Origin of the sequence: Bradyrhizobium algeriense, assembly GCF_003062295.1 — a bacterium.
GTDB lineage: Bacteria > Pseudomonadota > Alphaproteobacteria > Rhizobiales > Xanthobacteraceae > Bradyrhizobium > Bradyrhizobium algeriense.
Map to the genome: position 1 here is coordinate 140,273 of NZ_PYCN01000003.1, position 12,512 is coordinate 152,784.

The 12,512-nt window shown below is 63.8% G+C and carries 12 protein-coding genes; 7 read left to right on the top strand and 5 right to left on the bottom strand.

Annotated features, from left to right (window positions below):
* Positions 1–48 precede the first annotated feature (48 nt).
* Positions 49–297 carry a hypothetical protein gene (locus C7G61_RS08270; RefSeq protein ID WP_338026060.1) on the top strand — a complete coding sequence of 83 codons (249 nt, stop codon included), beginning with the start codon at positions 49–51 and terminating at the stop codon, positions 295–297.
* A 37-nt stretch (positions 298–334) separates the two neighbouring features.
* Here C7G61_RS08270 and C7G61_RS08275 read toward each other — a convergent pair whose 3' ends face one another.
* The 3 genes from C7G61_RS08275 to C7G61_RS08285 form a co-directional block, all read right to left on the bottom strand.
* Positions 335–1,165 (bottom strand): Crp/Fnr family transcriptional regulator, encoded by an 831-nt coding sequence (locus C7G61_RS08275; RefSeq protein WP_338026061.1) that lies wholly within the window; start codon positions 1,163–1,165, stop codon positions 335–337.
* A gap of 206 nt (positions 1,166–1,371) precedes the next feature.
* Complete coding sequence (locus C7G61_RS08280) at positions 1,372–2,061, bottom strand: RlmE family RNA methyltransferase (RefSeq protein WP_108513621.1); 690 nt, start codon at positions 2,059–2,061, stop codon at positions 1,372–1,374.
* A gap of 57 nt (positions 2,062–2,118) precedes the next feature.
* Entirely contained in the window at positions 2,119–3,162 is a 1,044-nt protein-coding gene (locus tag C7G61_RS08285; protein WP_108513622.1) for a Ppx/GppA phosphatase family protein, read from the bottom strand.
* 212 nt (positions 3,163–3,374) lie between these two features.
* On the opposite strand from C7G61_RS08285, the gene C7G61_RS08290 reads away from it, so the two are divergent.
* Positions 3,375–5,747, top strand: coding sequence for a xanthine dehydrogenase family protein molybdopterin-binding subunit (locus C7G61_RS08290; RefSeq protein WP_108513623.1), 2,373 nt, complete (start codon positions 3,375–3,377; stop codon positions 5,745–5,747).
* 170 nt (positions 5,748–5,917) lie between these two features.
* Here the strand turns inward: C7G61_RS08290 and C7G61_RS08295 are convergent, their stop codons facing one another.
* Complete coding sequence (locus tag C7G61_RS08295) at positions 5,918–6,298, bottom strand: rhodanese-like domain-containing protein (RefSeq protein ID WP_108513624.1); 381 nt, start codon at positions 6,296–6,298, stop codon at positions 5,918–5,920.
* 192 nt (positions 6,299–6,490) lie between these two features.
* On the opposite strand from C7G61_RS08295, the gene C7G61_RS08300 reads away from it, so the two are divergent.
* Positions 6,491–7,552 (top strand): AraC family transcriptional regulator, encoded by a 1,062-nt coding sequence (locus C7G61_RS08300; protein ID WP_190241730.1) that lies wholly within the window; start codon positions 6,491–6,493, stop codon positions 7,550–7,552.
* 9 nt (positions 7,553–7,561) lie between these two features.
* On the opposite strand, the gene C7G61_RS08305 is transcribed toward C7G61_RS08300, so the two are convergent.
* Positions 7,562–8,356 (bottom strand): hypothetical protein, encoded by a 795-nt coding sequence (locus C7G61_RS08305; RefSeq protein WP_108513626.1) that lies wholly within the window; start codon positions 8,354–8,356, stop codon positions 7,562–7,564.
* A gap of 144 nt (positions 8,357–8,500) precedes the next feature.
* On the opposite strand from C7G61_RS08305, the gene C7G61_RS08310 reads away from it, so the two are divergent.
* From C7G61_RS08310 to C7G61_RS08330, 4 genes are all read left to right on the top strand, one after another.
* Complete coding sequence (locus C7G61_RS08310; RefSeq protein ID WP_108513627.1) at positions 8,501–8,995, top strand: YaiI/YqxD family protein; 495 nt, start codon at positions 8,501–8,503, stop codon at positions 8,993–8,995.
* A gap of 8 nt (positions 8,996–9,003) precedes the next feature.
* Complete coding sequence (locus C7G61_RS08315) at positions 9,004–10,815, top strand: ABC-F family ATP-binding cassette domain-containing protein (protein WP_108513628.1); 1,812 nt, start codon at positions 9,004–9,006, stop codon at positions 10,813–10,815.
* Positions 10,816–10,921: 106 nt separating this feature from the next.
* The gene (locus C7G61_RS08320; RefSeq protein ID WP_108513629.1) at positions 10,922–12,004 is read left to right on the top strand and encodes a D-TA family PLP-dependent enzyme; all 1,083 of its coding nucleotides are present in this window, start codon (positions 10,922–10,924) and stop codon (positions 12,002–12,004) included.
* Positions 12,005–12,131: 127 nt separating this feature from the next.
* Entirely contained in the window at positions 12,132–12,470 is a 339-nt protein-coding gene (locus C7G61_RS08330) for a hypothetical protein (RefSeq protein ID WP_108513630.1), read from the top strand.
* Positions 12,471–12,512 lie beyond the last annotated feature (42 nt).

Sequence of the window (12,512 nt, forward strand, 5' to 3'; positions counted from 1 at the left end):
AACGAGCGCTCCACGAGAAGGGCGCATTCCAGCCGATGTCGAGCTGACATGCCGCAATACAAAAATCCAGGGACGGAAGAACAGATGGGCGTCGTCATGATCAAATGCCCCGAGACGGGGCGCGCTATTCCGACGGGCATGAATGCGGATCGGGAGAAGTTTCGCTGCAGTCCGGTGTTTTTCGCGCGGACGTTCTGCTCGATCTGCGAGGTCAGTCACGAATGGTTTGCCAGGGAGGCTTGGGTTCACGAGCCAGCAGAGAAGCGGCTCAAGCTAAAGGCCATTCTCAGCCTGTAATCAGCGTAGAGCCGCTGAAGCCCTTGCTGCAACTCCGTCAATGGCCCCTCGAGCGGGGGCCGGTCACTCTCTGGCCTGGCGTGCGGCGATGAACCTCCTCTGCCTGGGCAAACAAGGCATGTCGATCGCGGGGATGCCGGACAGGCCCCGGCGGCGTCATCTCCTCCGGCAAGACGATCCGACCGATCCTGCGGCGCATGAGCTGGTAGCACTCGCATGCTGCTGCTTCGAGTCGCGGCCTGTCGATCTCAATGAAGGAGCGTCGATTGGATCGGACCGCACCCGAGTCACGGAGCTTGCAAACGGCATGCGTCACCGTCGTTCGCCGCACGCCGAGAAATTCCGCAAGCGTCTCCTGCGTCAGCGGCAGGGTGTCCCCGTCAAGCCGATCGTGGACATGCAGCAACCATCTCGCCAGACGGGCTTCGACCGAGTGTAGCGCATTGCAGGCCGCAACGTGCTGAAATTGTGCCATCAGTGCCCTGGAGAGGATCTGAACCGCGCCATTCAAGGCGCTGCTGCGGTCGAGCGCCGCTTGAAACCGTGCCGGCGAAATCTGCAACGTGGTCCCCGCCACCCGGACCACCGCGGTCATCGGAGAGCGGGAAGGCCCCAGCGTCGACAGGATGCCCACAGCTCCCTCGTTGCCGACGAGAGCGGTCGCGACCGTTTGCCCGCTCGGCATGTCCATGATGAAGGCGATCAAGCCGCTGAGAGGGAAATAGATCTTTTCGACTACGTCACCCGACCGCATCAGCACGGCGTCACGTTCAAGCGGGACCATTCGGAAATGAGGCACCAGGAATTTAAGATCTGCTGGCGGCAATGCAGCTAACAGTCGATTACCAACTCTGGCCCTGTGCTCCATCACGGGAAAGCTCCTTCCCAGACGGATGCGCCGTACGCTGCAGAACTGCTGCTGGCGTCAGGCTGCATGCGAATAAACAGACCGCGCCGAGCAGGTAATATGCGCCATCCGGGAAAAAGTTCCAATGGCATTACTCAGGCGCGTCAACGCCGCTCACCCCGCAACCAGGCAGACATTCATCGGCCGCGGCCGCGTAAAGGTTGCGCTTAAAGCCGGGTGGGCTGCCCGCGAAATCCCATCGCCAGCACATAGCGCTCCGACGAATCCTGCCGGCTCGACGCCGGCTTGACGTGGCGCACGCTGGCGAAATCGCGCTTCAATTGCGCGACCAGTTCGGCGTCTGCGCCGCTCTGAAAGGCCTTGGCCAGAAACGTTCCGCCGGGATTGAGCACGTCGGCGGCAAACGCTGCCGCAGTTTCGATCAGGCCGACGATGCGCAACTGATCCGTCTTGCGGTGGCCGGTGGTGTTGGGCGCCATGTCGGACATCACGACGTCGGCACGACCGCCCATCATGGCGATCAGTTTTTCCGGCGCGTCCTCGGCCAGAAAGTCGAGCTGGGCGAAATTGACGCCGGGGACTTCCGGCATCTCCAGGAGATCGATCGCGACCACCTTGCCCTTGCCGTTGACCGCGCCGACACGCTTCGCCGCGATCTGGCTCCAGCCCCCGGGGGCGGCGCCGAGATCGACCACAGCGATGCCATGCTTGAGGAAGTGATACTTGTCGTCGATCTCGATCAGCTTGTAGGCCGCGCGCGAGCGATAGCCGTCCCGCTTGGCTTGCGCCACATAGGGATCATTGAGCTGCCGCTCCAGCCAGAGTTTTGATGACAGCTTGCGCTTGCCACCGCTCTTGACCGTGACGTGCAGGCGTCCGGTGGTGTCTTTTGCCATGTCTGTCGGTGCCTTGGGGTGTCAGACGCGATCTAGCACATCACGCCACGCGGCGCATTAACACGCCCTGAGCGCGCCGTCTTCGCGCATCATCTCGACCAGCATGCCCTCGCGCAGGCCCCGGTCGGCGACGCGCAGCCGCGGCAGCGGGAAGGCATCGCGGATCGCATCCAGAATGGCGCAGCCGGCCAGCACCAGATCGGCGCGCTCGACGCTGATGCAATTATTGTTGGCGCGCTCCAGATAGCTCATGCCGCGCAGCCGCTGGATCACCGCGGTAATGTCGGAACCGTGCATCCAGATGCCATCGATGCGGCGGCGGTCGTAGCGCGCCAGGTTGAGATGGACGCCGGCGAGCGTGGTCACGGTGCCGGAGGTGCCCAGCATATGCATGTCGTGCAAATCCGTGCCGTGCTCGCCAGCGAACGGCGCGACATATTGCGCGACTTCGCGCACCATCCGCACGTAGGATTCCGCCGTGACGTCTCGTCCGCCGAAATGCTCGGCCAAGGTGACGACGCCGAGCGGGATCGACATCCACGCCTTGATCCGCGGCGGCGCATTCTGCTCGGCGGGATCGCGCTCGATCCGGACCAGTTCGGTCGAGCCGCCACCGATATCGAACAGGATCGCGCCCCGCCCCCTTGCGTCCAGCAGCGGCGAACAGCCGATCACGGCAAGCGCCGCCTCGGTCTCGCGATCGATCACCTCGAGCCGGATGCCGGTCTCGCTCGCGACGCGGGCGCGAAAGCTTTCGGCATTGGCGGCGGCGCGGCAGGCTTCGGTGGCGATCAACCGCAGGCGGTGGGCCTTGCGGTAGCGGATCTTGTCGCTGCAGATGCTGAGCGCCGCGATGGCGCGCTCGATCGCCGCCTCGCTGATGGAACCGGTCGCGGAAATGCCCTCGCCGAGCCGGATGATCCGCGAAAACGAATCCACCACGCGAAAACCATCGCCTGCCGGACTGGCGATCAAAAGCCGGCAATTATTGGTGCCAAGGTCGAGCGCGGCATAGACACCGTTTGCCGTGGCCGCCGCAACCGACCCTGACGGGCTAGCGCAGACCTCAAGGCCTTCGCGCAGCCGCGTATCGTCATTCATCAAAACTGTCTTTCCGCGGGCCGCTTCCGGGCCGCCGAAGAAAAATTACCGTTCACGGAAACTTTAGCAGCGCCAAGGGGCTACGCAACAACCCATCACATAGGACTATGCCCAATCAGGCGTTGTCGGGCATGACGCAGTGCGTTATCTCAGCAGGAACCCGCGGAACCGGTAAAATCCGCGAGAATCCTAAGCATTTCAGGTGTTTTTCGATGCAAGATCACACGGGCGCCTCCTCCCTGGACAACGCTATCGCACTGCAAAAATACGGGGTGGGGCAGCCGGTGCGCCGCAAGGAAGACGACACGCTGGTGCGCGGCAAGGGCAAATACACCGACGATTTCGCCCTGCCCGGCCAGGCCTATTGCTGGATGGTGCGCTCCAGCCATGCCCACGGAATCATCAAGGGGATCGCCACGGCCACCGCCAAGGCCATGCCCGGCGTGCTCGGCATCTGGACCGGCAAGGACCTGGAAGCCGCCGGCTACAACCCCTTCACCTGCGGTCTGCCGCTGAAGAGCCGGGACGGCTCGCCGCTGCTGCAGACCAACCGTCCGGCGCTGGCGACCGACAAGGTGCGCTTTGTCGGCGATCCCATCGCCTTTGTGGTCGCGGAAACGCTGGCGCAGGCGCGCGATGCGGCGGAGGCCGTCGAACTCGACATCGAGCCGCTGCCGGCCGTGACCGATGCGGCTGAAGCGACAAAGCCCGGTGCGCCGCTGCTCTACGATCACATCCCGAACAACGTCGCGCTGGACTACCACTATGGCGACACCGCCAAGATCGACGCGGCGTTTGCCACTGCTGCGCATGTGACCAAACTCGACATCGTCAACACCCGCGTTGCCGTGGTGTCGATGGAGCCGCGCGTGGCGCTCGCCGCCTACGACAAGGCGGCCGAGCGCTTCACGCTGCAGGTGCCGACGCAGGGCGTCTCCGGCAACAAGGTGACGCTGGCAAAAATTCTCAATGTGCCGAACGACAAGGTTCGCATCCTGACCGCCAATGTCGGCGGCTCCTTCGGCATGAAGAACGTCAGCTATCCCGAATATACCTGCATCCTGCACGCGGCGAAGGCGCTGGGCCGCCCGGTGAAATGGACCGACGAGCGCTCGACCAGCTTCCTTTCGGACAGCCATGGCCGCGCCCAGCTCATTCACGCCGAACTGGCGCTCGATGCTGAAGGCAAGTTTTTGGCGGTGCGACTGCAGGGTTACGGCAATCTCGGCGCTTATATCACCGGCGTGGCGCCGGGGCCGTTGTCGCTCAACACCGGCAAGAACCTTGCGAGCGTCTACCGCACGCCGCTGCTCGGCGTCGACATCAAGACGGTTTTGACCAACACCACGCTGATGGGCGCCTATCGCGGCGCCGGCCGGCCCGAGGCCAATTACTACATGGAGCGGCTGATCGACCGTGCCGCCGACGAGATGGGCATCAACCGCCTCACCTTGCGCAAGCGCAATTTCATCAAGCCGTCGCAACTGCCGTTCGCGGCAGCCTCCGGCGTCACCTATGACAGCGGCGATTTCGCAGGGGTCTTCAACAAGGCGCTGGAGATTTCCGACCACGCCAATTTTGCGAAGCGGAAGAAGGAGAGCAAAAAGAGCGGCAAGCTGCGCGGTATCGCCGTCGGCTCCTATCTGGAAGTGACAGCGCCGCCGAGCGGCGAACTCGGCAAGATCAGCTTCGAGCCGGATGGTTCGGTGAAGCTGACCACCGGCACGCTCGATTACGGCCAGGGCCACGCCACACCGTTCGCGCAGGTGCTTTCGGCGCAGCTAGGCGTTCCCTTCGACAAGATCACGCTGGAGCAGAACGACAGCGATCTCGTCCGTTTCGGCAACGGCACCGGCGGGTCGCGCTCCATCACCGCGACCGGTCAGGCCATCGTGGAAGCTTCCGCCCTCGTAATCGCGAAAGGCAAACAGGCCGCCGCGCATCTGATGGAAGCGTCCGAGGGCGATATCGAATTCGCCCAAGGCCGCTTCACCATCGCCGGCACTGACCGCTCGATCGGCATCATGGAGCTGGCGCAGCGCGTGCGTGAAGGCAGGATGCCGGAGGGCGTGCCGCTGTCGCTCGACGTCGACCACGCCACCAAGGACACGCCGTCCACTTTCCCCAATGGCTGCCATGTCGCGGAAGTGGAAATCGATCCCGAGACCGGCGTGACGCAGATCGTGCGCTACTTCGCCGTTAATGATTTCGGCACGGTGGTCAACCCGATGATCGTCGCCGGCCAGCTGCATGGCGGCGTGGCGCAAGGCATCGGCCAGGCGCTGATGGAGGAAGTCAGCTACGATTCCAGCGGCCAGCCGATCACCGGCTCGTTCATGGACTACGCCCTGCCGCGCGCGGAGGACATCCCGCCGATGGAAGTCGGCGACCACCCCTCGCCCGCAAAGTCCAATCCGCTGGGCACAAAAGGCTGCGGCGAAGCCGGCTGTGCCGGCAGCCTCGTCTGCATCGTCAACGCGGTGGTCGACGCGCTGTCGGAATACGGCATCACCCATATCGACATGCCGCTGACGCCGGAGCGGGTGTGGCGGGCGATCCAGGATGCGAAGGCGAAGGCGGCGTGAGTGCCCTCGCTTCCACAAGCGAGCTGTTCGTCACCCGCCTTGTGCGCAATTGCGCACTGGGGCGGGTGACCCAGTATTCCAGAGGCGTCAACGATCGAACCCCCAGGCCGCGGCGTACTGGATGCCCCGCCTTCGCGGGGGCATGACGTCGAGACGCGCTCGCGCCTGCGTCACACCTTCTCGACCGCGCCCCCGCTTTCGGCCCAGCCCTTGAAGCCACCGAGATTACGCACGTCCTTGTAGCCCATGTCTTGCAGCGTCTTGCCGGCAAGCGCGGACCGGCCGCCGGAGGCGCAATAGACGATCACGGTTTTTTCCCGATCGAATGCACTGTCATAATAGGGGCTGTCAGGATCCGCCTTGAATTCGAGCATGCCGCGCGCGACGTGTTTCGCGCCCTGAACCTTGCCGGTGCTCTGTAGCTCAAGCCCGTCGCGCACATCGACCACCAGGACCTGGCCACGCTCGATCAGGGCTTTCGCGTCTTGTGGGCTGATGGCTGGAACGGAGCTGTTAGCCGCTGCAAGCAAATCCTTCACTGAATTAGGCATCGTATTCTCCCGTATGCTGTTATCGTTAGGTACGGATAATGGCCCAGTTTGTGGCGAAGCTTGGTCAATAGCGCAATGACCACGGCTCCAGGAAGCTTTGCCGCGACGCTATGCCGCTTGACTGGAGAATGCATTCTGAAAGGCTTCACGCTGCCCGCAGGCGCGCCGACAGCAGGAATTCAGGATCAGATTGTGGACGTATTGTCGGAAGTCCTGCGCGTCGTCCGTTTGTCCGGAACGATTCATTTTCGCGCGGAATTTACGCATCCGTGGGCCATTCTTTCGTCCCCGCCGGCGCTGCTTGCGGCGCGCCTGCAATCCTCCGAAGGATCGGTGACACCGTTTCATGTGGTCACCGAGGGCAATTGCCTGGTGACATCAGGGGCATTGCCGCCAATCCACATCGAAAGCGGCGACGTGATCGTGTTCCCGCGCGGCGATCAGCATGTAATGACCAGCGATCCTGAGCTGGCGCCTGTCCCGATACAGGACATCTATTCGCAGCCGTCCGCGGAGCGGATCACGGTCGTGAATCACGGCGGCGGCGGGCCGCCGGCGCGCTTCATCTGCGGCTTTCTGCACGCCGATCAGCGCTTCGATCCGCTGCTGAAATCGCTGCCGGCGATTCTTTGCGTCCGCTCGCGTGAAGACACCCTTACGCTCGAGACGCTGGACGGCACCGGAAGGCGTGTGCAGGCGATCACGCATCCGCAGGAGAAGGAGTGGTGGCGGGCGTCGGTGCGCTACCTGATGAGCGAAACCGCGACGCCGGGTCCCGGCAATCGTGCCGTGCTGGCGCGATTGGCCGAGTCGCTTTTCCTCGAGCTGCTGCGGTGGCAGTTGCAGTTTGCGACACAGGGCCATGGCGGCGGTTGGCTGGCAGGCCTGCATGATCCCCAGGTGGGTCCCGCGCTCACACTGCTTCATGCGCAGCCGGAACGGCCGTGGACCGTCGAAGCGCTTGCAAAGGAAGTCGGGGTCTCGCGTGCGGCGCTCGCCAAACGATTCGTCGAATTGGTCGGCGAGTCGCCGATCCAGTATCTCGCGGGCTGGCGGATGCATCTGGCCCAGCACCTGCTGCAAGACAGCACGCTTGGCGTCGCCGAGATCGCCGGACGCGTCGGATATGACTCCGACGCGGCTTTCAATCGCGCCTTCCGGCGAGTGGTCGGCTCGCCGCCCGCGACATGGCGGCAAGCCAGGGAGGAACAGCCTCTCGCAGCGGATGGATTGCCGGGTCAAGCCCGGCAATAGCACGTCGTGTTACGCCGCAGCCTGCTCGCGCGGCTGGTAGATCGCGACGTGGTGGCAATGCGCCAGTGGCGTCTTGCCGTTGGCAACAACCAGCGCGTCGAGCTCGACGAAGCGGTGGCCCTTCTTGTCGTAATTGCCGATGACCTTTGCGCGGGCCGTGATCACGTCACCGGTCCTTGCCGCGGAAAGAAGCTGCATGCGGCTACCGACGTGAATCCAAGGCCCCAGAATGGCGTTGTCGACCAGCGCCCGGTTCATCACCCGTTGCAGCAGGCCGGGATGACCAAGGCCCTCCTTCGCGTAGATCGGATCGGCTTCCCTGATGTCGGCAAGATATCCCGTGGCCGCGTCGCCCGCCCAGTTGCGCGGCGTGGTGCCGAGCCATCTACCGACCTCGTAGGAAGCGCCGTTGACCGGCTTGCGCTCCGCCACGGCAGCGACTTCCCTGTAGTCTGCAATCGAAACAGCCGGTGCGGATGCCGGCAATGACGCGGTGCCGGTGGCGCAAAGCTCGCCACGGCTCTGCACTTCTATCGAAAGCACGTCATTGCTTTCCTCCGCCGTCAGCTCCGCGAGTTCGCCGTCATAGACCGGCTTGGCGAAGCGCGCCTCGATCAGGCCGCGTTCGAGAAAGGCGCGGCCCCATTTTGCGACCGGCTGGTGCATCATATAGGCCATCACGTCGACGCCCGGGACCAGCCCACCCGAGAATCCGAACCGCTTTGCCACGGTGTCGTCATGCATCTTGTTTTCGGATTGTTTGGCGGTGTTGTAGGCCTGGACGCGATACGGCTCGATAGTCATGCTCGTTTTCTCTTATTCTTGGTTGTTTTCAGCCATTTATCGTACGCAAAGAATGTACCGTGGCAAGCGTGTTCCGCGCCCTGTTTTCCTCGCATTCCGCCATCGAATAGGCTACCACGCGCGGGCAAGAACATGCGCCGAGATATGCCTGAATTGAACCCCACCCGCATCTATGTCGATGCCGACGCCTGCCCGGTGAAGGACGAGATCTATCGCGTCGCGACCCGGCACGGCCTGCCGGTCAGCGTGGTCGCGGGGAATTTCATCCGCGTGCCGCAGGATCCGCTGGTCGAGCGTATCGCCGCCGGTTCCGGGATGGATGCCGCCGACGACTGGATCGCGGAGCGTGCGGGAAACGGCGACATCGTCATCACCTCGGATATCCCGCTCGCCAGCCGCTGCGTGAAATCGGGCGCCGAGGTGATTGCGCCGAATGGCAAGCCGTTCACCGAACAATCGATCGGCATGACGCTGGCCGTGCGCAATTTGATGACTGACCTGCGCTCATCGGGCGAAGTCACCGGTGGGCCGAAATCCTACTCCCCGCGCGACCGCTCGGCCTTTTTGTCGGCGCTCGACCAGACCATCCGCCGCATCCAGCGCCAGCGGGCGCAACAGCCCGCGCAAGACCAGGGTTGAAGTGAACGATGGCGCCGCCGCTGATCCAGTTGAAAGATATAAGGCTGACGTTCGGCGGCACGCCGCTGCTGTCGGGCGTGGAGCTATCCGTGTCCGCGGGCGAGCGCGTCTGCCTGATCGGCCGCAACGGCTCCGGCAAATCGACGCTTCTCAAGATCGCCGCCGGCACCGTCGAGCCCGACGGCGGCAGCCGCTTCGTGCAGCCGGGCGCGACCATCCGCTATTTGCCGCAGGAGCCTGATTTCGGCGATCACACGACGACGCTGGCCTATGTCGAGGCTGGCCTCGGCCCCGGCGACGATCACTACCAGGCGCGCTATCTGGTGGAGCAACTCGGGCTGCACGGCGACGAAGACCCCGCACATGTCTCGGGCGGCGAGGCCCGCCGCGCGGCGCTGGCGCGGGTGCTGGCGCCTTCGCCCGACATATTGCTGCTGGACGAGCCGACCAACCATCTCGACCTTCCCACCATCGAATGGCTGGAGGGCGAGCTGGAAAGCCGACGTTGTGCGCTGGTCATCATCAGCCATGACCGCCGCTTCCTCTCCAATCTGTCGCGCGCGACCGCCTGGCTTGATCGCGGCCAGATCAGGCAGATCGACCGCGGTTTCTCGGCGTTCGAGGCCTGGCGCGACGAGGTGCTGGCGGAAGAAGAGCGCGACCAGCACAAGCTCGATCGCAAGATCGTCAACGAAGAACACTGGCTGCGCTACGGCGTCTCCGGCCGCCGCAAGCGCAACGTCAAGCGGCTCGGCAATCTGCATGCGCTACGCGACCAGCGGCGCGATTATCGCGGCGCGACCGGCAATGCCAGCCTCGCCGCGGCGGAAGCCGACAAATCCGGCAAGCTTGTCATCGAGGCCAAGAACCTCGCCAAGGCCTTTGGCGAGCGCACGATCGTCGATGGCTTTTCGATCCGCGTCCAGCGCGGCGACCGCATCGGCATCGTCGGGCCGAACGGCGTCGGCAAGACCACGCTGATCGAGATGCTGACCGGCGGCAGCCCGCCCGACAGCGGCACGATCCGGCTCGGCGCCAATATCGAAATGGCGACGCTCGACCAGCACCGCGAAAGCCTCGACCCCAAGTCGACACTGGCCGAGGCGCTGACCGGCGGACGTGGCGACCATGTCATGGTCGGCGGCCGGCCGAAGCACGTCGTCAGCTACATGAAGGACTTTCTGTTCGCCCAGGAACAGATGCGCACGCCGCTCGAGGTGCTCTCCGGCGGCGAGCGCGGCCGGCTGATGCTGGCGCGTGCGCTGGCGAAGCCCTCCAACCTGCTGGTGCTGGACGAGCCGACCAACGACCTCGATCTCGAAACCCTCGACGTGCTCGAGGAGATGCTCGGCGACTACGAGGGCACCGTGATCCTGATCAGCCATGACCGCGACTTCCTCGACCGCGTCGTCACTTCCGTGATCGTGCCCGAGGGCGACGGCCGCTGGATCGAATATGCCGGCGGTTACACCGACATGCTGGCGCAGCGCGGCGAGGATCTCGCGCGCGAAGCTCCCAATATGAGTACCGTCGAGGAAAAGAAGGAAACCAGAGCTGCCGCGCCCTCTGCGGCACCCAAGCGCCGGCTGAACTTCAACGAGAAGCACGCGCTGGAAACGCTGCCGAAGACGATGGCGAAGCTGCAGGCCGAGATCGCAAAACAGCAAAAGCTGCTTGACGATCCCGACCTCTACACCAAGGATCGCAAGAAATTCGACGCGGCCTCCGCGGCGGTCGCGAAGGCGCAGGAAGAACTCGCGGCTGCCGAGGACCGTTGGCTGGAGCTTGAGGTTTTGCGAGAAGAGATCGAACAGGCGTAGGATGGGTGGAGCGCAGCGAGACCCATCATGACGCACCGACACGATTGATGGGTTTCGCTTCGCTCTACCCCCTACGGTTCCTACGATTTCGAACAGAGAGAAGAGCATGACAACGCCCCTCGCCGCCAAGATCGCCCGTGAATATGGCACGCCCTGCGCCGTGATCGACATGGACCGCGTCGAGCGCAACATCGCTCGGATCCAGGCGGCCTGCGATGCGGCTGGCGTCGCCAACCGGCCGCATATCAAGACCCACAAGAGCCCGCTATTGGCGCAGATGCAGGTCGCGGCCGGCGCCCGCGGCATCACCTGCCAAAAACTCGGCGAGGCCGAGGTGATGGCGGAAGCCGGCATCGACGACATCCTGATCAGCTACAATTTGATCGGCGACGAGAAAATGGCCCGGCTCGCCGCGCTGCAGGCCAAAGCCAACATGACGGTCGCCGCCGACAATTCGACCGTGATCGCGGGCCTGCCACAGGCCGCCGCCGCGTCGGGACGCGCGCTCTCGGTCGTGGTCGAATGCGACACCGGGCGGAAGCGCGCCGGCGTCGAGACGCCGGCTGAAGCCATTGCGCTGGCGCACGAGATTGCAGGCTTGAAAGGACTGCGGTTTGCGGGCTTCATGCTGTACCCGACCGAAACCGGCTGGACGGAAGCGCAGAAATTTTTCGACGAGGCGCTGGCCGGCGTCCGCGCGCACGGGCTCGATGCTGCGATGGTTTCCACCGGCGGCTCGCCGAACCTGAAGAATCTTGGAAAACTCAAGGGCGCGACCGAGCACCGGCCGGGCACCTATATCTACAACGACCGCATGCAGGTCGCCGCCGGAGTTGCCAGTTGGGACGATTGCGCGCTGAACATCTATTCCACCGTCGTCAGCCGCGCCGGCCCGGACCGCGGCATCCTCGACGCCGGCTCCAAGACGCTGACGTCAGATACCGGCGGCGGGCTTGAAGGCCACGGGCTGATCCTGGAGCACCCCGAGGCGAAGATTGCGCGCTTTGCGGAAGAGCACGGGTTCCTCGATCTGGCCCGCAGCAATACACGGCCTGTCGTCGGCGACGTCGTCCGCATCGTACCCAACCACGTCTGCGTCGTCGTCAACATGATGGACGAAGTGGTGATGGTGCGCGGCGAGGAGATCATCGGCACGCTGCCGGTCGCGGCACGGGGGAAATTGCGGTGAGATTGTAGGGTGGGCAAAGGCGCCCTTGCGCCGTGCCCACCATCAAGAGCAACGCAAGCAGTGGTGGGCACGCTTCGCTTTGCCCACCCTACGCAGCTCTGTCTAAGATGCGACGGGGAGTCGAACGTTGAAGAACATACAAATTATTGATGGCGCGCTCAACGCAACCTTCAGCGTGTTTCAAGCGACTGAAGACGAATTCGCTGCCATCTTTCCTGCCGATGGCCAGGACATGGAGTTCATCGAGGACTTTATCGAACGCGTCGGGGACGAGCGGGCCGGACAAATATTGAGGCCAGTATGGGATCGTCCCATCCTCAAGCGGGATGCGCAGGGCATCCACGGAACATTGTATTACGAATACGAAGACAAGCGGCAACATTTCCCGCCAACAAAGCGAGAGGTTGACTGGGATCATGATGCGATCAACGCCGCCCAGAGGCACCTTTTTGCCAGCAAACGCTAAGCTTGCGTCACGATCGCAGACATCGTAGGCCACGCCAACCAC